This window comes from Streptomyces sp. NPDC044704 (assembly GCF_056433525.1).
On sequence record NZ_JBWKGY010000011.1, the window covers coordinates 145,795 to 166,130 of the forward strand.

Below are 20,336 nucleotides of genomic sequence, written 5' to 3' on the forward strand. Positions count from 1 at the left end.
GCCTTCTTCTCTTCTGCTGTTCCGTGCTGCTCGCGGTACCGCTTCCGGTACCGCTGTCCGTCCTGTTACAGGTGCGGCAGGATCGCCGGCATCAGGTCCTGGAAGGTCCGGCCGTTGGCCGGGTTACCGAGGGCCGTCATCTGCCAGCCGCTGCCGACCCGGGACACCTTCGCCATGATCTGCGCGGTGTACTGGCCGCCGCCGTCGAGGGTGTAACGGGCCAGTTCCTGGCCGTTGGTCTCGTCGACGATGCGGCAGAACGCGTTCTGCACTTCCTGGAAGGTCTGGCCGGTGAACGAGTTCACCGTGAAGACGATCTGGTCGATGTGCACGGGCACGCGCTGGAGGTCGACGAGGATGGCCTCGTCGTCCCCGCCCTGCCCGACGCCGCCGACGAGGTTGTCACCGGTGTGCCGGACCGAGCCGTCGTCGCTCTGAAGGTGCCGGAAGAACACCACGTCGACGGGCTGCTTGTCGGCGAAGAGCACCGCCGACGCGTCCAGGTCGATCTCCCGGGTCCGCGAGCCGAACAGTCCGCGGCGCTTGGCCGCCTGCCAGCCGAGGCCCATGCGGACCGCGGTCAGCGTGCCGCCGTCCGCCTTCTGCAGACTGATGGCCTGACCCTTGGTCATGTTGACCGTCACGCGCTGTCCCCTCTCCATAGCCCGCCCCGATAACGGGTGCGCAGCGTGTACCTGCGGCTGTGACCCAACCCTACTGACCGGCCCCGGGTCAGGCGAGGCCTGCTTCCTTCATCTGGCGAAGCTCCTTCTTCAGCTCCCCGACCTCGTCCCGGATCCGGGCCGCGACCTCGAACTGGAGCTCCGCCGCCGCCGCCCGCATCCGATCGGTCATCTGCTCGATCAGCGAGGCCAGTTCGGCGGCCGGCCGGTCGGTGAGGACCTCGGCCCCCTTGGCGGCCTTGGCGCCCTTGGCTCCCTTCCCGGCCTTGCCCGCGGCCGCCTTGCCGCCCAGCGCGGGGACCGGCGCCTTGGCGCCCTTGCCCTCCTGCCGGTAGCCGGTGCCGAGCAGCTCCTCGGTGTCCAGCTCCTCGCGGGCGATGGTGGCGACGATGTCGTTGATCTTCTTGCGGAGCGGCTGCGGGTCGATGCCGTGCGCGGTGTTGTAGGCGATCTGCTTCTCGCGGCGCCGGTTCGTCTCGTCGATGGCCTTCTCCATCGCCGGGGTCATCTTGTCCGCGTACATGTGGACCTGGCCCGATACGTTGCGGGCGGCGCGGCCGATCGTCTGGATGAGGGAGGTCCCGGAGCGCAGGAAGCCCTCCTTGTCGGCGTCGAGGATCGCCACCAGGGACACCTCGGGCAGGTCGAGGCCCTCGCGGAGCAGGTTGATGCCCACCAGGACGTCGTACTCGCCGGCCCGCAGCTCGCGCAGCAGCTCGATGCGGCGCAGGGTGTCGACGTCGCTGTGGAGGTAGCGGACCTGGATGCCCAGTTCCAGGAAGTAGTCCGTGAGGTCCTCGGACATCTTCTTGGTGAGGGTGGTGACCAGGACGCGCTCGTCCTTCTCGACGCGCGCGCGGATCTCGTGCACCAGGTCGTCGATCTGCCCCTCGGTGGGCTTGACCACGACCTCGGGGTCGACGAGGCCCGTGGGGCGGATGATCTGCTCGACGAAGCCGTCGCCCCGCGAGAGCTCGTACTTGCCGGGGGTGGCCGACAGGTAGACGGTCTGGCCGATCCGCTCCTGGAACTCCTCCCACTTCAGCGGCCGGTTGTCGAGCGCGGACGGCAGCCGGAAGCCGTGGTCGACCAGGGTCCGCTTGCGCGAGGCGTCGCCCTCGTACATCGCGCCGATCTGGGGCACGGTGACGTGGGACTCGTCGATGACGAGGAGGAAGTCCTCGGGGAAGTAGTCGATGAGGGTGTTGGGGGCGGAGCCGCGCTCGCGGTCGTCCATGTGCAGCGAGTAGTTCTCGATGCCGGAGCAGGACCCGATCTGGCGCATCATCTCCAGGTCGTAGGTGGTGCGCATGCGCAGCCGCTGGGCCTCCAGCATCTTGCCCTGCTTCTCCAGCTCCGCGAGGCGCTCGGCCAGCTCGGCCTCGATGCCGCGGACCGCCTTCTCCATGCGCTCGGGGCCGGCGACGTAGTGGCTGGCGGGGAAGACGTAGAGCTCGCGGTCCTCGCTGATGACCTCGCCGGTCAGCGGGTGCAGGGTGGACAGCGCCTCGATCTCGTCGCCGAACATCTCGATGCGGACGGCCAGTTCCTCGTAGACCGGGAAGATCTCGATGGTGTCGCCGCGGACCCGGAAGGTTCCGCGGGTGAAGGCGACGTCGTTGCGCGTGTACTGGATGTCGACGAAGCGGCGGAGCAGCTGGTCCCGGTCGATCTCCTCGCCGATCTTGAGGGAGACCATCCGGTCGACGTACTCCTGCGGGGTGCCGAGACCGTAGATGCAGGACACGGAGGCGACGACGATCACGTCGCGCCGGGTCAGCAGCGAGTTGGTCGCGGAGTGGCGCAGCCGCTCCACCTCCTCGTTGATCGAGGAGTCCTTCTCGATGTAGGTGTCCGACTGCGGTACGTAGGCCTCGGGCTGGTAGTAGTCGTAGTACGAGACGAAGTACTCGACGGCGTTGTTCGGCAGGAGCTCGCGGAACTCGTTCGCCAGCTGGGCGGCGAGGGTTTTGTTCGGCGCCATGACCAGGGTGGGGCGCTGAAGCTTCTCGATCATCCAGGCGGTGGTCGCCGACTTGCCGGTACCCGTCGCACCCAGCAGTACGACGTCCTTCTCACCTGCACGGATGCGCTTCTCCAGCTCGGCGATGGCCGCCGGCTGGTCGCCGCTGGGCTGGTAGGGGCTGACGACCTCGAAAGGCGCCACCGTGCGTTCGATCTTCGATACGGGCCGCATGGGTCAACCGTACGGCCCCCCACTGACAGCAGCGCGGGTCTGGTCCGTTTGTCGTAGTTCGGTGGCGCCGCGGTGATCTTCAACCCATGATCGCCGTGCAACGGCTCTCCGCAGTGCACCGCCGCAACGTCTGCCGCTCCGCACCCGTTTGACGCAGCGGCAGGGCTCACGATCCGAGGAGAACGCACATGTACGTCGTCCGACCCGCCGCCGCGGCCGCGGCCGCCTTCCTGGGACTCACCCTCACCGTGCTGTGCGGCGGGACGACCGCGGCCGCCCCCGGCCCCGGTCCCGCGGCCCCGGCCGCCGGGCCCGGGCCGATGGGGCTCGGCGGCCCCGTCGTGTACGCCCACCGGGGGGCCTCCGCCTACGCCCCGGAGAACACCCTCGACGCGATCGACCTGGCGATGGGGCTCGGCTTCGACTGGGTCGAGAACGACGTCCAGCGCACCAGGGACGGCGAGCTGGTAGTGATCCACGACGACACCCTGGCCCGGACGACCGACGTCGAGGAGGTGTTCCCCGACCGCGGTCCGTGGCGGGTGCGGGACTTCACGGCGGCGGAGATCGCCCGGCTGGACGCGGGGAGCTGGTTCGGGGACGGCCGCTACGCGGGGGCCCGGGTGCCGACGCTGCGGGAGTACCTGGACCGGGTGTCACGGAACCAGCAGCGGCTGCTGCTGGAGATCAAGAAGCCGGAGCTGTACCCGGGGATCGAGGAGGAGACCCTGCGGGTGCTGGAGGAGGCGGGCTGGCTCGACGAGCGCCACGTCAGCGGCCGCCTGGTGGTGCAGAGCTTCAGCGCCGACTCGGTCCGCATCGTGCACGGCCTGCGCCCTGACCTCGTGACCGCCTTCCTGGGCACGCCGACGGTGGCCGACCTGCCCCGGTACGCCGAGTTCACGGACCGGATCAACCCCTGGCACACGACGATCTCCGCGGACTGGGTGGCGGCGGTGCACCGGCTGCGGGGCGCCCACGGCCGGGCCATGGAGGTGGACACCTGGATCGTGGACGACGCGGCCACGGCCCGGAAGGTCCAGGACATGGGCGTCGACGGCATCATCACGAACGCCCCCGACGTGGTGCGCGAGGCGGTGGGCGGCTTCTGACCCCCGGCCCCCGACCCTAGGGCGGCCACTGACCCTCGGGGGCCCCTGACCCCGGCCGCGCTGTCGGTGCGGGGCCGTACCGTGGACGCGTGGACAGCACCGAGCGGCCCCGCGGGCCGCACCTCGAATGGACCGTCGTCCCCAGCGACATCGGTCCCCTGCTCCTGGCCGCGACCCCCGAGGGTCTGGTCCGGGTCGAGTTCCATGCCGGGCCCGACCGGGCCGACCGGATGATCGCCTCGCTGGAATCCCGGCTCGGCGCGGACGCCCGGCGGCCCGAACGGGGCGCGGAGGTCCTGCTGGCCGAGCCGATACGCCAGCTGAAGGCCTACTTCGCCGGCTCCCTGCGGCGCTTCGAGCTGCCGCTGGACTGGCGGCTCAGCTCCGGCTTCAACCGCCAGGTGCTGCTGGAGCTGGACCGGTCCGTGCCGTACGGCTCGGTCGTCGGGTACGGAGAGCTGGCCGCCCGGATCGGGCAGCCGGGGGCGGCGCAGGCCGTGGGCAACGCCATGGGGTCGAACCCGCTGCCGCTGGTGGTGGCCTGCCACCGGGTCGTGGAGAACGACGGCGGCATCGGGGGGTTCGGGGGCGGCGTGGAGACGAAGCGGATCCTGCTCGCGCTGGAGGGAGTGCTCCCGCAACCCCTGTTCTGACCTGGGTGTTCGCGGTCCCGGCGGGTGCGCGCGGCCGTGGCGGAATGCGCCCCGGATACGCGGTTCCCCCGCGCGGTAAGGGGTGGGACACTTCCGCGGTGACTACTCCTGCCGCACCAGGCCTCACCCCGCGCGTCCTGCCCCCGCGACCGCGACGGGGGTGTCCGGCGTGACCGCCTCCCCCGGGACCGCCCCCGGCGCCCCGCCCGTGGCGGGCCGCGAGGGCCCGTCGTTCGACGCGGCGGAGCTGCCGCGGCTGCGGCGCCGGATCTCCGGCGTGCTGATCGCCAGCCAGGCGCTCGGCGGGATGGGCGTGCCGATCAGCATCGCCCTGGCCCCCGTACTGGCCACCGAGATCAGCGGGACCGAGGCGCTGTCCGGCATCGCCTCCACCGCCGCGGTGATCGGCACCGCCCTCGTCTCGCTGCCGCTGGCCGCCCTGATGACCTCCCGGGGGCGGCGGCCCGGGCTGGTCGTCGCGTACGGCGTCGGCACGCTCGGTGCGGGCCTCGTGGTGCTGGCCGCCGCCGTCAAGAGCTTCCCCCTGTTGATGATCGGCATGGCCGCCTTCGGGGCCGCCTCCTCCGCGAACCTCCAGGCCCGGTTCGCCGCGGCCGACCTCGCGGAGCCCGACCGGCGGGCCCGCGCGATCTCCGTGGTCGTCTGGGCCTCCACCGTCGGCGCCGTCCTCGGCCCCAACCTCTCGGCCCCCGCCAGCGACAGCTTCGCCGGCACCTCGATACCCCAGACGGCGGGGCCCTTCGTCTGGGCCGCCGCCGTCTTCGTCCTCACCGGCACCCTGATCGCCGTGTTCCTGCGGCCCGACCCGCTGCTGACGGCCCGGGCGCTGGCCCCGGCCGCGGAACAGGGCCCGCAGGGGCGCTCGCTGCGCGCCGGGCTGGCCGCCGTCAAGGCGTCGCCGCGGGCCCGGCTCGCCCTGCTGACCGTCGCGGTGTCCCACACCACCATGGTCTCGATCATGGTGATGACCCCGGTCGACCTGGGGCACCACGGCGCCGACCTCAGGCTCGTCGGCCTGGTGATCAGCGGCCACATCGCCGGCATGTTCGCCTTCTCCCCCGTCATGGGATGGCTCGCCGACCGCCTCGGCCGGCTCTCCGTGATCGGCCTCGCGGCCGGACTGCTGTCCGTCGCCGCCCTGCTCGCCGGTACCGCGCGGGAGAGCCACACCCAGAGCGCGATCGGCCTCTTCCTGCTCGGTCTCGGCTGGTCCGCCGGCATGGTCTCCGGGTCGGCGCTGCTGACCGACTCGGTGCCGCAGCCCGCGCGGGCCGCCGTACAGGGCCTGAGCGACCTGACGATGAACACGGCGGCCGGCGTCGGCGGCGCCGCGGCCGGGCTGGTCATGTCCCAGGCCGGCTACGGCTGGCTCAACGCGATCGGCGCCGCGCTGCTCCTGCCCATGGCGGCGCTGGCCCTGTTCACGGCGCGGCGCCACCCCGTGGCCGCCAAGGACGGGGGGCGCGCGGACGCGTGAGGGGCCGGCGGCCGCCCGTCGGGCCCGGCAGCGGGCCGGCCGGGCTCAGCAGTTGATGTGGTAGGCCTTGCGCAGCGTCTCGTGGACGGTCCAGGTGGTCCGGTCGCCCTCCCGCAGGACGCAGGCGGACCCGGGCCCGACCTCCAGGGTCGCGCCGCCCTCGACCTCGATGGTCGCGCGCCCGCTGACGACCACGAACAGCTCGTCCGCCTCGGTGTCGGTGACCACCCCGGGGGTGATCTGCCAGATGCCCCGGATCTGCGAGCCGTCCTCGGACTCCCACAGCACCTTGCCGGTCACGACGGGCGTACCGGAGAGGATCTGTCCGGGGTCGAGCTCCTCGGTCTCCAGCTCGGCGTCGGGGACGTCGGCGACGGACACGGCGAAGGAGGCGGGGGCGGCGGGGGCGGGGCTGCGGTCACTGGTGCTCATGGCGCGTCAGCCTAGGGCCGCCGCACCGGCGCCGGGGTGTTCACAGCGTCCAGCGCGGGCTCCGGTGACGCGTCATTCCGTCGAGCGCGTACGGGTCACCGGCCGCCTGGCGCCCAGTACGGGCTGGTGGAACCCGGTGGCGGCCGAGGGGTGCCAGACCGGCTCTCCGAAGCCGGCCTCCCGCACGTACCGCGCCGTCTCCTCCTCGGGCAGGGCCCAGTAGGTCGCCCCCGAGGTGTGCGTGGTCCAGGTCCCGCCGGACGGCAGCAGCTGGAACAGCTCGACGTCGTACCGCTCCCCGTCGGGGTGCCAGTGCCACAGCTGGAAGGTGATGGTCCGCCCGTCGGGGCCGGTGCGCACGTGCGGGGCCTCGCCGCCGGGCCGGGTCCGGCGCAGGGCGCCGTAGGGGCGGGTCGAGAGAAGCAGCAGGCCGCCCGGGCGGAGCACCCGCCGGGTTTCGGCCAGAGCGGCGCGGACGTCCGCCTCGGTCAGCAGGTGCGGGAGGGCGTTGTCGGCGCACACCACCGCGTCGAAGGCCGCGTCGGGGAAGGGCAGGGCCCGCATGTCGGCCGCCGCGACCGGCAGCGCCAGCCCCCGGGCGGTCGCCTCGCGGGCGGCGCGGGCGGCGGCGCGGGCGCTGAGGTCGGTGCCCGTGACGCGGTGGCCCAGGCGGGCCAGGCCCAGCGCCTGGGTGCCGATCCCGCAGGCGTTGTCCAGCACGGTGTGCGGTCCGGGCCCGAGGGAGGCGGTGAGCAGGGCGTCCAGGGCCCGGCCCTGCCGGGTGGTGCTGGCGTCCCAGTCCGCGTACATGAGGTCGTACCGGTCGGCGAGTTCGTCGTAGAAACCGCGGGTGTCCATGGGGGAACGCTAGTGCCGTGGCCGGGAAGGTCTGCCGGGTCGCGGCGTCCGGTGCGGTGCATCTCAAGGCGGAGGGCCGCGGCTCGTACCGGACGTACCTCCGTGGTCCGACAACGCGGAGAGGTGCCGTGCCGGGCGTCGCGACCCGGTGGACCTTTCCGGTCACGGCACTAGTCGGACAGGTTGGTGCGGGAGCGGGGGCAGCGCGTTTGGGGGCGCGCATCATGCGCCATGGATGGGGACATGCCACAGCACAGAGCAACCGAGGTCCCGGTCCTGTCGGAAGAGGTACGCGAGGCGCTCGCCGCCGGGCGGCCCGTCGTCGCCCTGGAGTCGACGATCATCGCGCACGGCCTGCCCCGTCCGCGCAATCTGGAGGTGGGCTTGGAACTGGAGTCCCTGGTCCGGGCGGAGGGTGCGGTTCCGGCGACGATCGCGGTGATCGACGGGGTGGCGTACGCGGGTCTGGACAAGGCCCGGCTGGAGCGGATCGCCTCGGGCGGGGACGTGCGCAAACTCGGGCACCGGGATCTGGCTCCGGCCCTGGCGACGGGCGCGACCGGGGCGACGACGGTCTCCGCGACGGCCCTGCTGGCGGCGCGGGCCGGGCTGCGGGTGTTCGCCACGGGCGGGCTGGGCGGGGTGCACCGGGAGTGGGCGCGGTCGCTGGACGAGTCGGCGGACCTGTCGCTGCTCGCGCGGACCCGGATCACGGTGGTGTGCGCGGGGGTGAAGTCGATCCTGGACGTGCCGGCGACGCTCCAGCGCCTGGAGACGCTCGGGGTGGGGCTGCTCGGGTACGGGACGGCGCGGTTCCCCGGGTTCTACCTCGCCGACTCCGGTGAACCGGTGGACTGGACCGTCCACCGGCCGGAGGAGGTAGCCGAGGTGATGGCCGCCCAGGACGCGGTCGGAGGCCCCGAGTCCGCCCTGGTCGTCGCCCATCCGGTCCCGGAGGCGGACCAGTTGGATCCGCGGCTGCACGACCGGGTGCTGGGCGAGGCCCTCGCCGCATGCCGCGAGCGGGGCATCACGGGCCAGGCGGTGACGCCGTTCCTGCTGGAGTTCCTGGTACGGGCGACGGGCGGCGCCTCACTGGAGGCGAACCTGGCGGCGGTACGGGGCAACGTGCGGCTCGGGGCCCGGATCGCGCGGGCCTGGGCGGCGCGGCCGTGAGCGCGCCCGCGGCTCCGACGGCCCCGCCGGGGGCGCTGCTGGTCGTCGGCGACGTGGTGACGGACGTCGTCGCGGTGCATCCGGAACCCCTGGCCCCGGCCACCGACACCGCCGCCCGGATCCGCACCCTGCCGGGCGGGGCAGGCGCCAACGCCGCCTGCTGGGCAGCGCGTACGGGAACCGCCGAGGTACGCCTCCTCGCCCGGGTGGGCTCCGAATCGGCACGCTGGCACGAGCGGGCCCTGGTCGACGCGGGGGTGCGGCCCCGGCTGGTCGTCGACCGGTCGGAACCGACCGGGACGGTCGTGGCCCTGGTCGGCAAGGACGCCGAGCGGACCTTCCTGACCGACAGCGGGGCCTCCCTGCGCCTGTGCCCCGCCGACTGGGCGCCGGCCCTGCTGGACGGCGCCGCGCACCTGCACCTGTCGGGGTACCTGTTCTTCGCGGACACCAGCCGGGAGCTGGCCCTGGTCGCGCTGCGGGCGGCGCGGACGCGGGGGGTGCCGGTCAGCGTGGACCCCGCTTCGGCGGGGTTCCTGGCCGCGCTGGGCCGCGAGAGGTTCCTGGCCGCCGTCACCGGGGCCGGGGTGCTCCTGCCCAACGAGGACGAGGCCCGGCTGCTGGCCGGCCTGCCCGAACCGGCCGGGGCGACCCGGGCGGCCGAGGAGCTGAGCCGGCGGATACCGCTGGTGGTCGTCACGCGGGGGGCGGGTGGGGCATTGGTGGCCGAGGGCGGCCGGATCACCGCCGAGGTCGCGGCGGAACCCGTCGCTGCGGTGGATTCCACGGGCGCCGGGGACGCCTTCACCGGCGGGTTCCTCGCCGCCCGGCTGGACGGCGCGGACCCGGTGGAGGCTGCCCGCGCCGGCTGCCGGACCGCCGCGCTGGCCGTCGGCCGGCTGGGCGGCCGGCCCTCGTAGGGCGGGCCCGCGGGGTCGCGCCGGACGTGCGGCGTCCGGCACGGCACCGGGGCGGCGGGCGGGCGCTCCTTCCCCGGGCTCAGTCCGGCAGGCCGCTCCAGGCCGGGTGCCCAGGGTCGTCCGCCCTGACCAGGACGTCGGCGGCCTCGGCCGGGCCGGTCTCCCGCGCGTAGCGGGCGAAGGCCGGCAGCGTCCAGCGCGCGGACTCCTCGGTACGGCGGGCAAGGGCCGCCGGGGAGAGGCTGATGTGCACGCCGAGGTCGAAGGGGAACCAGTGCCCCATCAGCAGCGGACCGTGGACGATCACCGCGCTGCCCGGGGCGAGTTCGACGTACGGGCTGCGGGTGGCCCGGTCGGTCACCGGGTCCCACAGGTCGGGCAGGACCCGGCCGCTCCCGCCGGGGTCGGTCGGGCCGAAGACCTCGCGCCACAGGGCGCCGGTGTCGTACCAGCCGCCGAGGTAGGAATCCACGTCCTGGCGCCCGTACTCGAAGCGGAGCGAGGCCGGCCGCAGGAAGCCCTCGGCCGACACCACCAGCACCGAACGGCCGCGCAGGCGCAGCGCGTCGGCGAGGCGGCCGGCGAGCACGCCGGTCCCGGCGGCGGGCGCGCCGTCGATGCCGATGCGCTGCCAAGTCCCCTGCTCCGGGGCCGTGCCGGGGCCGTCGAGGTGGTCGGCCAGGCGTTCGGCCAGCCGCTGCCAGGTGATCGCTTCGAGCTGCACCCGTCCATTGTCAGTGGTGGGGCTTAGTTTTTTCACGAGGGGATCACCGGTGCACAGGAGCCGGCGGCCCGGCTTCGAGGAGGGGTCTGTCATGGCTCGGGAGACGACGTATCTGGAGCTGTCGCAGGAAGACGGCGCCGCGCACAAGTTCTACGAGGTGACGGTGGACGGCACCGCCGTCTCGGTGCGCTACGGACGCATCGGCGCCGACGGCCAGTTGCAGAGTTCCTCGTTCCCGACGGCGGAGAAGGCCCGGGCGGCCGCGGCCAAGAAGATCGGCGAGAAGGTCCGCAAGGGGTACGCGCCGGCCGTGCGCGGGGCGCGCGCCGCCCGTTCGGTGACCCGCCGCCAGGTTGCCTCGGCGCCTTCGACGGCGCGCGCCGTGGCCCCGGTGCTGTGGCGGTTCCGTACCGGCTCCTCGGCGTTCGGCATCCACGTGGACGAGGACCGCTGCTGGGTCGGCAACCAGGCCGGTGACGTCTACACAGTGAGCCACTCCGGTGAGGTACTGGCCCGCTACTCCCTGCCGGACGGGGTGAAGTGCCTGGTCGCGGACGAGTTCTGGATATACGCGGGCTGCGACGACGGCACGGTGTACGACCTGTCGTCGAAGGTGCCGTTCGGGGCCTACGGCATCGCGGCGGACGTGGACATCTACTGGCTCGACATCCACGAGGGCGTCCTGAACGTCTCGGACGCGAACGGCGGCCTCACCGTCATCGACCACGAGGACGAGCACCAGTGGTCGCGGAAGTCCTCCGGGGCCGGTGCCTGGATGGTCCGGGCGGACGAGCGTGCGGTCTACCACGGTCACGGCAACGGCGTGACGGCCTACGCGGCCGACGGCACCGGGGAGTTGTGGCACACGAAGACCCCGGGCGGGGTGCTGTTCGGCTGGCAGGAGGAGCACGCCGTGTACGCGGGCACGGTGCGCAACACCGTGCAGCGCCTGTCGAAGGCGACGGGGGCGGTCGAGGCCGCCTACCCGTGTGACGCGGCGGTGTACTCGTGTGCGACCTCGCCCGACGGGCGGCACGTGTTCGCGGGCGACTCGTCGTCGTCGGTGTACTGCTTCGACGCGGACGGGCGCCGGCTGTGGAAGCTCGGCACCGGGGGTGGCTCCGCGCTGTCGATGCAGTACCTGGACGAGCGGCTGTACCTGGTCACCACGGACGGTTCGCTGGTGTGCGTGGACGCGAGCGAGGCGGCGATCGCGGCCGCCCAGCAGGGTTCCGTGCCCACGGCGGTGGACGTGAAGTCGGCGGCGGCCCTGCCCGTGTTCACCCCGGCGGCCTCGGCCGCCGCGGTGGCGACGGTCTCGCGGGCCTCGGTCCCGGTCGGCGGCATCGTCGTCGAGTGCGTCCAGCAGGGGTCCCGGATGCGGGTGCAGGTGGTCTCGGAGGGCTTCGACTCCGCGTGGAACGTCCAGTTCCCGCGCGGGATCCGGGAGGCCGGGGCGCGGTACGTGGTGGACGGGCTGCACCCGGCCGCCGGTGGCTTCTACCGGGTGCGCGGGGAGATCCGCCGGCTGGTCTGAGCGGGCGCGGGGGGGGCTGGGGCGGCCCGTCCCGCGCGGGTGCGGCCGGGGTCCGTGGTGGACGGGGGTCTCCACGGGCTCCGGCCGTACCCGCGCGGGGCGGGCCGGCTCAGCGGCGGTGTTCGGGGCAGGCGCAGGGGGTGGCGCCGCGCGGGGCCGGGACGGACACCGCGAAGGGGGCGTCCTGCGGGAGGGCGCAGGTCACGTGGAGCACGATCGGCTCGGTGCCGAGGTTGCGGCCGAGGTGGATGTGTCCGGTGCCTTCGGGTTCGACGAAGGTGTCCCCGACCGTGTGCACCTCGACGCTGTCGTCGTCGAGGATCCGCGTCAGGGTTCCGGCCTTGACGACCGCCATCAGCGGCACCTGGTGGTAGTGCCAGCCCGTGCAGCCTCCGGGTTCTATGACGACCTCCCGGCGCATGAGGTCCGAGGGCTCTTTCTCCCTCGGCCGCCTCGCCGTGGCCTGCCGTCCGCCCATGTGCCCTCCCTCATGGGCCCGCCGTGGCCCACTCGACTCACGGTAGGAGGACATCATGACGTCCGAGAAGAGTTGATGAAAGGCTAACAACCTATCTTTACAAGGTGATATACGCACCGGTCAGCGGTATCACCCCCACATGAGTCTCGTCGTTTTCGAGTCACAGAAGCAGATCCACTGCGCGGAGTGCCGGCAGGGCCCGCTGCGTCACCTCGTCCGCGAGGCGGGGGTTCCGCGATGTCTGGAATGTGCCGATCTGGGACACCTGGTCTACCTGCCGCGGGGAGACGCGGCGCTCACCCGGCGCGCCCGGGAGGCCAGTTCGCTGTCGGCCGTCGTCGTACGCCGGCACAAGCGCCGCCGCCGGTACGAACGGCAGGGGCTGTTGGTAGAGGAAGCGGCCCTGGCGCGTGCCGAACGGGCCTGTCTCGCGGACGCCGACGCGCGCGCCCGCCGCCGGGAGCGTGACCGGCAGCGGCGCGCGGCCGAGGACGTCCGCTTCACCGCGGCCTTCACCGCCGAGATCCTGCGGTTGTTCCCCGGGTGCCCGCCGGAGCGCGCGCGGGCCATCGCCGCGCACGCCTCGCTGCGCGGCAGCGGCCGCGTCGGGCGCAGCGCGGCCGGCCGGGCCCTCGACGAACCGGCGGTGTCGGTGGCGGTCCGGGCGGCCGTGCGGCACATCGACACCGAGTACGACGCCCTGCTGATGGCGGGCGTCCCCCGGTTCGCGGCCCGGGCCCGGCTGGCGGCGCGGATCGACGCGATCCTGGACGGCTGGCGGGCGCGGCCCGCTAGTTGAGGCGGAAGCGGCGGTACAGCAGCGCCCCGCCGAGGAGCAGCCCGCCGCCGGCGGGCAGCAGGTAGCCGATGCCCTCGGAACCGGTGTGGGCGAGTGCCGAGGTGTGCCGCGGCGGGACCGGCGGCGCGGGGGGCGCGGGAGGTGCGGGCGGGGTCACCGGCCGCGGGGCGACGGGCGGGGTGACCGGCTGCGGCGGCTTGCCGCCGGTGGGGGTCTCCCCGTTGACGGAGGTGTTCCCGTGGGAGCTGTTGCCGACCCCGACGACGCTCACGGAGTTGCCGCTGAGGTTGATCGGAAGATCGACGGGAAGCTGGATCCCGTTGCCGGACAGCAGTCCTGGCGAATCCTTTCCGCTTCCATGGGCCACCGCTCCTCCGCCGTTGGCCGCAGCGGATCCGCCCCCGCCGGCCCGCTCCGGACCGGAGGGCCTCGGCCCGGGGTTCCCCTCTCCCGGGGAGACGTTCGTACAGCGGTTGCCGGCGGCCGAGTTGAGGACTCCGACCACGCTCACCGTGTTCCCGCACACGTTCAGCGGGGTGTGCACGGGCAGTTGCACCAGGTTCCCCGCGAGCAGCCCGGGGGAGCGTTCCGCCTTCCCGCCCGCTTCCGCATCGGCATGGGCCAGGCCGCCCACCCCCGCGACCGCCAGTCCACCGCCCGCGACCATCGCCGCGATCAAGCCGTTCCGACGACTGTGACGCATCAGTTTTCCTGCCTTCCGGAGGGTTCAGGGGGCATTGCCCCCACACCGGAAACAACGCCGTAAACCCATTCGGGTTATAGCGACGGTAGGCATTTCACTCCATCGTGTACTGGGTACTGCCTACTTCATGACTGAACGCCCGCTGCTCCTCCTCGACGTGGACGGCCCGCTCAACCCGTTCCGGTCCCCCTTCGCCGCCCTGCGCGGGTACACGAGCCACCGGATGCGACCGGACGTCTGGCTCTCCTACCGCGATCCGCAGTCGCGCGCGGCCCGACGCGGTGCCCGGGTCCGCCTCCATCCCTCCCACGGCGCACGGCTGTTGGCCCTGCCCTTCGAGATCGTCTGGGCCACCGCCTGGACGCACCAGGCCAACACGATGATCTCCCCGCACGTCGGTCTCCCCACCGATCTTCCGGTCGTCGAGTGGCCTGAGCTGTTCGCCCGCGACCCCGAGGGCCTCTCGTGGAAGACGCGGCCCCTGCTGGAGTGGGCGGCGGGCCGCCCCTTCGCCTGGGTCGACGACATGATCACTCCCCGCGACCGGGCCTGGATCGCGGCCCGGCACCCGGCCCCCGCCCTGCTCCTGCGGGTCCTCCCCCGGCACGGGCTGCGCGCACGGGACTTCACCACCCTGTCCCGGTGGGCGGGTGAGGTCAGCGGGACAGCGCCGTGACCGGGTCCGGGGAGGGGGCCGCGGCGGGCCACCAGTCCTCGTCGTCCGCGCGGGACTCGTAGGCGTACCAGAGGCCTTCGCGGCCGAGGCGGAGCTGACGGGTGCGGGCGGTGAGGCGGTTGCGCTCCGGACGGAAGCTCCCCAGTCCGGCGGCGAGGAGGGCGGGCCGGGCCCGGTCGAAGGGGCCGGCCGGGGGGTCCCAGGGCTCGTCGAGGACGGTGAGCGCGGGCAGCCCGCCCTGCCGCCAGGCCGCGGCGGCCCGGGCCAGCTCGGTGGTGGAGCGGCCGGTGGCGCGCGCGAGGTCCCGGTACAGGACGCGGGCCGGGCCGGTGAGCCCCGCGGTGTGGTGCGCCGAGGCCAGCCGGACGGCGTCCTGCCACAGGGTGAGGTGTCCGGTCGGGTCGGCTCCGGTGGTGAGCAGCGCGAGGGCGCGGGCGGCCGCGTCGGTCGCGAGCTGGTCCAGGGCCAGCGGGTCCGGCGCGGCGGGGTCGGCCGGGTAGGCGGGCGGCAGACCCGCGGCGGCGGGCGGCGCGAGCGGGGCGGGCAGCGGGGGCAGGCCGGTGCGGGCCACCGCCGCGCGGGCGGGCACGCCGGGGAAGTCCGGTGCGGCGTCGGGCTGTTCGCGCGCGGCGTGGGCGGCGTTGCGCCGGGCGAGTTCGTCGAGGAGTTCCCGCTCGCCGCGGCCCCGCAGCAGGAGCAGCACGAAGGGGTCCTGGTCGAGGAGACGGGCCGCCCGGTAGCAGAGGGCCGCCGCGTGCTTGCAGGGCCGGCCCGCGTCGGGGCAGGAGCAGCGGGGTACGAGCTCGCCGGCTCCGGGCAGGACCGTCTCCGCGAGGGACTGCGGGACCTCCCGCTCCAGGAGGGCCGCGAGGGCGGCGGGATCCGCCGCCACCGCCTCCAGGACCTCCGCCCACTCTGCGTCCGTGAAGGCGCCGAGGGACAGCTCCGTGCGGTACGGGCGGGCATTGCTGCCCCGTACGTAGGCCACGATCCGGCCGGGGGTGACCGTGACGGCTTCGACGTGTCCTTCGGTCGCGTACGTCCGGCCGCGCGCGAGCCGGGCCGCGTCGTGCGCGCGGGCCTCCAGCGCGGCGACCCAGGCCCGCCCCCACCAGGTCTTCGCGTCCAGTCCGGCGGGTACGGTCTCGAAGGTGCGGCGCCGGTCGTCCCGTGCGGTGATCATGCGGGCCTCCGCAGCGAGACGAGGTCGGCGAGTTCCCGGTCGGTGAGTTCGGTCAGCGCCGACTCCCCGGAGCCCAGGACGGCGTCGGCCAGCGCGCGCTTGGACTCCAGGAGTTCGGCGATGCGGTCCTCGACGGTGCCCTCGGCGATGATCCGGTGGACCTGGACGGGCTGGGTCTGGCCGATGCGGTAGGCGCGGTCGGTGGCCTGTTCCTCGACGGCCGGGTTCCACCAGCGGTCGAAGTGGACGACGTGTCCGGCCCGGGTCAGGTTCAGGCCCGTCCCGGCCGCCTTGAGGGACAGCAGGAACACCGGGACCTCCCCGGACTGGAAGCGGTCGACGAGCTCCTCGCGGCGCGGGACCGGCGTCCCGCCGTGCAGGAACTGGTGGGAGATGCCCCGGGCCGCCAGGTGCCGCTCGATGATCCGGCCCATCGTCACGTACTGCGTGAAGACCAGCACCGAGCCGCCCTCGGCCAGGATCGTGTCCAGCAGTTCGTCCAGCAGGGCCAGCTTGCCCGAGCGGTGCGGGATCCGGGGCGGCTCCTCCTTCAGGTACTGGGCGGGGTGGTTGCAGATCTGCTTGAGCGAGGCCAGCAGCTTCATGATCATGCCGCGCCGTTCGATGCCCTCGCTCGCCTCGATCACGGCCATCGCCTCCTCCACCGCCGCCTGGTAGAGGGAGGCCTGTTCGCGGGTGAGGGACACGGGGTGGTCGGTCTCCGTCTTCGGCGGGAGCTCGGGGGCGATGCCCGGGTCGGACTTCTTGCGCCGCAGCAGGAACGGCCGCACCAGCGCCGCCAGCCGGGCCACCGCCGCCTCGTTGCCGCCGTCCTCCTCCTGCTGGTGCTCGACCGGACGGGCGTGGCGGGCGCGGAAGGCGGTGAGGGGACCGAGCAGCCCCGGAGTCGTCCAGTCGAGCAGGGCCCACAGCTCCGACAGGTTGTTCTCCACGGGAGTGCCGGTGAGCGCGACGCGGGCCGGCGCCGGGATGGTGCGCAGCGCCTTCGCCGTCGCCGAATGCGGGTTCTTCACGTGCTGGGCCTCGTCCGCGACGACCATGCCCCAGTCCTGCCCGGCGAGGCGGGCGGCTCCGGCGCGCATGGTGGCGTACGTGGTGAGGACGAAGCCGCCTTCGAGTCCGTCGAGGGTGCGGCTGCCGCCGTGGAAGCGGCGTACCGGCGTGCCGGGCGCGAACCTCTCGATCTCCCGCTGCCAGTTGCCCAGGAGGGAGGCCGGGCAGACGACGAGGGTGGGCTCGGGGCGGTCGCGGTGCAGGTGCAGGGCGATCAGGGTGACGGTCTTGCCGAGGCCCATGTCGTCGGCCAGGCAGCCGCCGAGGCCGAGCGAGGTCATCAGGTCGAGCCACGCCAGCCCGCGCAGCTGATAGTCCCGCAGCGTGGCCTTCAGGGCGGCGGGCGGCGCGACCGGGTCGAGGTCCCCGGTCAGCCGGTCGCGCAGCGCGGCCAGCGCGCCCACGGGGACGGCGGGCACCGGCTCCCCGTCGACCTCGGCCGTCCCGCTCAGGACGGTGGCGAGCGCGTCCACCGGGTCCAGCAGGCCCAGCTCCCGCTTGCGCGCCTTGCGCACCAGCGCCGGATCGACCCGCACCCACTGGTCGCGCAGCCGCACCACGGGCCGGTGCGCCTGCGCGAGGGCGTCCATCTCCCCGGGGGTGAGCCGGTCGCCGCCCAGCGCCAGCTCCCAGGAGAAGGCGAACAGCCCCGCCGCGTCGAAGAAGGCGGTGCCGTCGGTGGCGGAACCCGGAGCGGTGGACCGGACCACGGCGGTCGCGGAGAGCGTACGGGCCAGCTCGCGCGGCCAGTGGACCGGTACTCCCGCCGCCGCGAGCCGGGGTGCGGCCGCGCCCAGCAGGTCCTCCAGCTCCGGGTCGGACAGCGCGAGGGCGTCCGGTACGGGCTGGTCGAGCAGGCGCAGCAGCGGCGGCCAGACCCGGGCGGCGCGGCGCAGCGCGAGCACGGCGTCGATCCGGGCGCGGGGCCCGAACGCGGCGGCGGCCGCACCGGCCCACAGCAGCCCGGCGTCGGTCACCAGCGTCGGGTCGGCGAGGCTGTGGACCTGGACCACCGCGGCGCCCGCCCGGCGCACGTCCTGCGGTTCGGCCTCGTCGAAGAGGCGGAAGGACGACAGGTCGAGCCGCAGCGAGATGCCCACCCCGGCATCGGCTCCGGCCGCGACCTGCGCGGCCCATTCCTGTATCCCCGGTACCCGCTGCGGCTCCTGCGCGGCGAACGGCCGGCCGGCGGCGAAAGGCGCCGCCGCGGTCCTGGGCAGCGTGTCGGCGACGGCGTCGAGGAAGGCCCGCACCAGGGCCTCCGGTTCGGGCAGGGTCAGCGGGCGGCGGCCCGCGAGCGGGCTGGCGTACCCCTCGTACGGCAGGGCGGCGGCGACGGCACGCAGGTGGCCGACGTCCCCGGCGTCGAGCGGGCCCGCGCGCCAGGCGTCGATGCCGTCCGGTGTGACCCCGGGCAGCAGCCGGCCCCGGGCCACGAGGGACAGGGCCTGGGCCGCGGCGGTGCCCCAGGCCCGGGTGACGGGCGAGGCCGCCGGGCTGCGGGCGGCCCGCACGAGGAGGGGGAGGGCTTCGGCGACGGACAGGGACACGCCGGGCACGGTGCGGGTGCGGACCCCGTCGCCGTGCGGGCGGACCACCTGGAGCGGATGGGGGCTCCCGGCCTCGGGCAGCGGATCACCGGCGGGACACCAGAAGACGACCCGCCCCTCACGGGGCACGGCGGCGGGCAGGAACACGGCGGCGCGCCGGAGCAACGACGACGTCGACGCTGCGGGTGATGGCGACTGCGGCATCACGGCGTCCTCCCCCTTCCTGCTCGCCCCGGCTCCGCCCGGTCATGGCGGACCCACTGCCGCCGAGTCTAGGCGGGCCCACCGACAACACCCCCTGACCTGCGGCTACGGCCGCCCCGCCGATGCTGCGCCGCCTACTTCGCCCAGCGGCCCAGCTCGCTCGCGAAGCCGTACTCGGGCCGCCCGGCGGTGGCGCTCGTCCGCCAGGGCCGGCCGTTCTCGTCGAGGCGGAGGGTGCCGGACCCGCCGGGGCCCGTCCAGCGCAGGTCGAGGTACCACTCGCAGTCGCAGCCGGTGGCGGCCGCCACCACCCGCAGCACGGCCGGTTCCCCCGCCGAGACCCGCAGCGGGAACGCCGGTGCCGGGATCCGGTCCCCGCCGTCGTTCCCCGCGACGGGCCGCGCCTGCGGCCTCGGCGCGTCGAGGTTGACGGCGAAGGCGGCCGGGGTGAGGGCGCCGCCACAGCCCTGGGACATCTGGTAGACGTTCCAGGCCGGCGGGGTGCGCCGCGCGGTGACCCGTACGTCCAGGTCCTGGAGGACCACGGCGCCCTCCCCCGTCCCGTGCACGGTGATCTCGACGGTCTGGCTCCCGGCGTGCACCGCCTGCTGCGCCCGCGCCCAGGCGGGGGCGTCCGCCTCCACGGGGGGCGGGGGCATCTGCGCCGGGGTGCGCTCGGAGAGGTAGGCGTGCTCGCAGCCCGCCGCCCACACGTGGGACCGTACGGCCGTCCTGAGCGGCGCCACCGCCGCCGTCGGCGGGGTCGGTGCGGGCGCCGGCGCGGCGGCCGGCGGGGCGGAGGGGGAGGGCGAGGACGCCGGCGGGGTGGCGGCGGGCGGCACCGACGCCGACGGGGAGGGGACGGGCGGGCCCCCGGAGGCCGGCGTACGGGGCTGCGACGGCGAGACGGCGGCCTGGTCCCCCGTCGGCCCCGCCTGTGCGTGACGGCGCTCCGGTCCGGCCGCGGCCAGCACCCCCGCCACCACCGCGGCGGCCGTCACACCGGCGGCGGCCACCGCGACGCCCCGCCGTCGGTACCAGGCCCGCCGCCCTCCCCCAGCGCCCCCGGCCCCGGGAACGGCCCCGGCCCCGACGACCACCACGGCCCCGTTCCCGGAACCGGACGCCGAAGCGGTTGCGCGTACGGCGCCCGGGACCGCCTCCCGGACAGCTGCGGCAGCCGGGCCCGGGAGGGCCTCCGGCCCGGCCCCGGGAGCGGGAGCGGGCACCGCCGCGGACGGCGTCCCGGCGATGGGCTCCGGTCCCGCCCCTGGCGACTCCCCCGGCGCCGGGTCGAGCACCGGCCCGGACGACACCTTCGGCACGGGGCCGGTCTTCGCCCCCGGCTCCCCCACGGGGGCCTCCCCGGGCTCCGCCACAGGCACTGCCCCGGGCGCCGCTCCGGCCCCCACCACGGAGGCCGCCTCCGCCGCCCGGTCCCGTTCGGGCCCCCGTACCGGATCGTGTTCCGCGTGCGCCGCCGACCTGCGCCGGGCGTCGGCCAGCAGCCAGGCCCGGTGCAGTTCCACCGCCTGCTCCCGGCTCGCCCCGCAGGCCCGTGCGAAGCGGTCCAGCACCGCGAACTCCGCGGGCACCGCCTCCCCGTTGCAGTACCGGTGCAGGGTCGACGTACTGGTGTGCAGCCGCCGCGCCAGCGACCCGTAACTCAGCCCCCCGCGTTCCTTCAGCTCCCGCATCAGCCGCGCGAACGTCTCCGTCTCGACCGGCCCCCGCGCCGGCCGTTCCGCCTCGCCCACAGCACTCCCCCGTCCCGTGACGCCGTTCCATGCAGGGGGTGTTCCCCCAGGTGACGGCATGTACGGCCGTTCCAGTGTCCCGGATCGGGCGGGTTCCCTGGCCTGACACCCCGCAGCGGGGG

General features: G+C 74.6%; 18 protein-coding genes. 8 read left to right on the plus strand and 10 right to left on the minus strand.

Going from position 1 to position 20,336, the window contains the following annotated elements; translation table 11 throughout:
- Positions 1 to 65: 65 nt before the first annotated feature.
- Both AC07B0_RS25600 and uvrB read right to left on the minus strand, forming a co-directional pair.
- A complete protein-coding gene (locus AC07B0_RS25600; protein ID WP_329103171.1) occupies positions 66 to 644 on the minus strand; it encodes a TerD family protein in 579 nt (192 codons plus the stop codon).
- 88 nt (positions 645 to 732) lie between these two features.
- Positions 733 to 2,880, minus strand: coding sequence for an excinuclease ABC subunit UvrB (uvrB, locus tag AC07B0_RS25605; RefSeq protein ID WP_356879766.1), 2,148 nt, complete (start codon positions 2,878 to 2,880; stop codon positions 733 to 735).
- A 188-nt stretch (positions 2,881 to 3,068) separates the two neighbouring features.
- Here uvrB and AC07B0_RS25610 point away from each other — a divergent pair, with 188 nt between their 5' ends.
- The 3 genes from AC07B0_RS25610 (at position 3,069) to AC07B0_RS25620 (ending at position 6,143) form a co-directional block, all read left to right on the plus strand.
- Positions 3,069 to 3,992, plus strand: coding sequence for a glycerophosphodiester phosphodiesterase (locus AC07B0_RS25610; RefSeq protein ID WP_478899003.1), 924 nt, complete (start codon positions 3,069 to 3,071; stop codon positions 3,990 to 3,992).
- Positions 3,993 to 4,081: 89 nt separating this feature from the next.
- The gene (locus AC07B0_RS25615; RefSeq protein ID WP_478899004.1) at positions 4,082 to 4,645 is read left to right on the plus strand and encodes a methylated-DNA--[protein]-cysteine S-methyltransferase; all 564 of its coding nucleotides are present in this window, start codon (positions 4,082 to 4,084) and stop codon (positions 4,643 to 4,645) included.
- A 208-nt stretch (positions 4,646 to 4,853) separates the two neighbouring features.
- Positions 4,854 to 6,143, plus strand: coding sequence for an MFS transporter (locus tag AC07B0_RS25620; RefSeq protein WP_478899038.1), 1,290 nt, complete (start codon positions 4,854 to 4,856; stop codon positions 6,141 to 6,143).
- A gap of 45 nt (positions 6,144 to 6,188) precedes the next feature.
- Here the strand turns inward: AC07B0_RS25620 and AC07B0_RS25625 are convergent, their stop codons facing one another.
- Together AC07B0_RS25625 and AC07B0_RS25630 are read right to left on the minus strand one after the other, a co-directional pair.
- Complete coding sequence (locus AC07B0_RS25625; RefSeq protein ID WP_467291305.1) at positions 6,189 to 6,575, minus strand: cupin domain-containing protein; 387 nt, start codon at positions 6,573 to 6,575, stop codon at positions 6,189 to 6,191.
- Between the two features lie 72 nt (positions 6,576 to 6,647).
- Complete coding sequence (locus tag AC07B0_RS25630; protein ID WP_478866022.1) at positions 6,648 to 7,433, minus strand: class I SAM-dependent methyltransferase; 786 nt, start codon at positions 7,431 to 7,433, stop codon at positions 6,648 to 6,650.
- Between the two features lie 243 nt (positions 7,434 to 7,676).
- On the opposite strand from AC07B0_RS25630, the gene AC07B0_RS25635 reads away from it, so the two are divergent.
- Both AC07B0_RS25635 and AC07B0_RS25640 read left to right on the plus strand, forming a co-directional pair.
- The gene (locus AC07B0_RS25635) at positions 7,677 to 8,609 is read left to right on the plus strand and encodes a pseudouridine-5'-phosphate glycosidase (RefSeq protein ID WP_478866023.1); all 933 of its coding nucleotides are present in this window, start codon (positions 7,677 to 7,679) and stop codon (positions 8,607 to 8,609) included.
- Positions 8,606 to 9,529: a carbohydrate kinase family protein gene (locus tag AC07B0_RS25640; RefSeq protein WP_469380206.1), complete on the plus strand. Its 924-nt coding sequence runs from the start codon at positions 8,606 to 8,608 to the stop codon at positions 9,527 to 9,529. Before AC07B0_RS25635 ends, AC07B0_RS25640 begins: the two co-directional genes overlap by 4 nt.
- Positions 9,530 to 9,608: 79 nt before the next feature.
- Here AC07B0_RS25640 and AC07B0_RS25645 read toward each other — a convergent pair whose 3' ends face one another.
- Positions 9,609 to 10,253, minus strand: coding sequence for a nucleoside/nucleotide kinase family protein (locus AC07B0_RS25645; RefSeq protein ID WP_469380203.1), 645 nt, complete (start codon positions 10,251 to 10,253; stop codon positions 9,609 to 9,611).
- A 91-nt stretch (positions 10,254 to 10,344) separates the two neighbouring features.
- Here AC07B0_RS25645 and AC07B0_RS25650 point away from each other — a divergent pair, with 91 nt between their 5' ends.
- Positions 10,345 to 11,790 (plus strand): WGR domain-containing protein, encoded by a 1,446-nt coding sequence (locus tag AC07B0_RS25650; protein ID WP_469380201.1) that lies wholly within the window; start codon positions 10,345 to 10,347, stop codon positions 11,788 to 11,790.
- Positions 11,791 to 11,899: 109 nt separating this feature from the next.
- On the opposite strand, the gene AC07B0_RS25655 is transcribed toward AC07B0_RS25650, so the two are convergent.
- Positions 11,900 to 12,268, minus strand: a complete 369-nt coding sequence (locus tag AC07B0_RS25655) for a cupin domain-containing protein (protein WP_467291294.1) — start codon at positions 12,266 to 12,268, stop codon at positions 11,900 to 11,902.
- Between the two features lie 139 nt (positions 12,269 to 12,407).
- Here AC07B0_RS25655 and AC07B0_RS25660 point away from each other — a divergent pair, with 139 nt between their 5' ends.
- On the plus strand, positions 12,408 to 13,067 hold the full coding sequence (locus AC07B0_RS25660) for a DUF2293 domain-containing protein (RefSeq protein WP_478899005.1): 660 nt from the start codon (positions 12,408 to 12,410) through the stop codon (positions 13,065 to 13,067).
- Here AC07B0_RS25660 and AC07B0_RS25665 read toward each other — a convergent pair.
- Positions 13,060 to 13,770: a chaplin gene (locus tag AC07B0_RS25665; protein ID WP_356879960.1), complete on the minus strand. Its 711-nt coding sequence runs from the start codon at positions 13,768 to 13,770 to the stop codon at positions 13,060 to 13,062. The two genes, AC07B0_RS25660 and AC07B0_RS25665, sit on opposite strands and share 8 nt — an antisense overlap.
- Before the next feature lie 127 nt (positions 13,771 to 13,897).
- On the opposite strand from AC07B0_RS25665, the gene AC07B0_RS25670 reads away from it, so the two are divergent.
- The gene (locus tag AC07B0_RS25670) at positions 13,898 to 14,446 is read left to right on the plus strand and encodes a hypothetical protein (protein WP_356879962.1); all 549 of its coding nucleotides are present in this window, start codon (positions 13,898 to 13,900) and stop codon (positions 14,444 to 14,446) included.
- Here the strand turns inward: AC07B0_RS25670 and AC07B0_RS25675 are convergent.
- The 3 genes from AC07B0_RS25675 to AC07B0_RS25685 form a co-directional block, all read right to left on the minus strand.
- Complete coding sequence (locus tag AC07B0_RS25675) at positions 14,427 to 15,629, minus strand: SWIM zinc finger family protein (protein WP_469380197.1); 1,203 nt, start codon at positions 15,627 to 15,629, stop codon at positions 14,427 to 14,429. The genes AC07B0_RS25670 and AC07B0_RS25675 overlap by 20 nt on opposite strands.
- Positions 15,626 to 18,457 (minus strand): DEAD/DEAH box helicase, encoded by a 2,832-nt coding sequence (locus tag AC07B0_RS25680; RefSeq protein WP_478899006.1) that lies wholly within the window; start codon positions 18,455 to 18,457, stop codon positions 15,626 to 15,628. The genes AC07B0_RS25675 and AC07B0_RS25680 overlap by 4 nt, the downstream gene beginning before the upstream one ends.
- Positions 18,458 to 18,591: 134 nt before the next feature.
- The gene (locus AC07B0_RS25685) at positions 18,592 to 20,214 is read right to left on the minus strand and encodes a helix-turn-helix domain-containing protein (protein WP_478899007.1); all 1,623 of its coding nucleotides are present in this window, start codon (positions 20,212 to 20,214) and stop codon (positions 18,592 to 18,594) included.
- Between the last annotated feature and the right edge of the window lie 122 nt (positions 20,215 to 20,336).

What these genes read in the sequence shown, in the direction of transcription:
- uvrB (WP_356879766.1), bottom strand. Translation starts at nt 2,880, where the DNA reads ATGCGGCCCGTATCGAAGATCGAACGCACGGTGGCGCCTTTCGAGGTC.
- AC07B0_RS25610 (WP_478899003.1), top strand. Translation starts at nt 3,069, where the DNA reads ATGTACGTCGTCCGACCCGCCGCCGCGGCCGCGGCCGCCTTCCTGGGA.
- AC07B0_RS25625 (WP_467291305.1), bottom strand. Translation starts at nt 6,575, where the DNA reads ATGAGCACCAGTGACCGCAGCCCCGCCCCCGCCGCCCCCGCCTCCTTC.
- AC07B0_RS25630 (WP_478866022.1), bottom strand. Translation starts at nt 7,433, where the DNA reads ATGGACACCCGCGGTTTCTACGACGAACTCGCCGACCGGTACGACCTC.
- AC07B0_RS25635 (WP_478866023.1), top strand. Translation starts at nt 7,677, where the DNA reads ATGCCACAGCACAGAGCAACCGAGGTCCCGGTCCTGTCGGAAGAGGTA.
- AC07B0_RS25650 (WP_469380201.1), top strand. Translation starts at nt 10,345, where the DNA reads ATGGCTCGGGAGACGACGTATCTGGAGCTGTCGCAGGAAGACGGCGCC.
- AC07B0_RS25655 (WP_467291294.1), bottom strand. Translation starts at nt 12,268, where the DNA reads ATGGGCGGACGGCAGGCCACGGCGAGGCGGCCGAGGGAGAAAGAGCCC.
- AC07B0_RS25660 (WP_478899005.1), top strand. Translation starts at nt 12,408, where the DNA reads ATGAGTCTCGTCGTTTTCGAGTCACAGAAGCAGATCCACTGCGCGGAG.
- AC07B0_RS25665 (WP_356879960.1), bottom strand. Translation starts at nt 13,770, where the DNA reads ATGCGTCACAGTCGTCGGAACGGCTTGATCGCGGCGATGGTCGCGGGC.
- AC07B0_RS25670 (WP_356879962.1), top strand. Translation starts at nt 13,898, where the DNA reads ATGACTGAACGCCCGCTGCTCCTCCTCGACGTGGACGGCCCGCTCAAC.
- AC07B0_RS25675 (WP_469380197.1), bottom strand. Translation starts at nt 15,629, where the DNA reads ATGATCACCGCACGGGACGACCGGCGCCGCACCTTCGAGACCGTACCC.
- AC07B0_RS25680 (WP_478899006.1), bottom strand. Translation starts at nt 18,457, where the DNA reads ATGCCGCAGTCGCCATCACCCGCAGCGTCGACGTCGTCGTTGCTCCGG.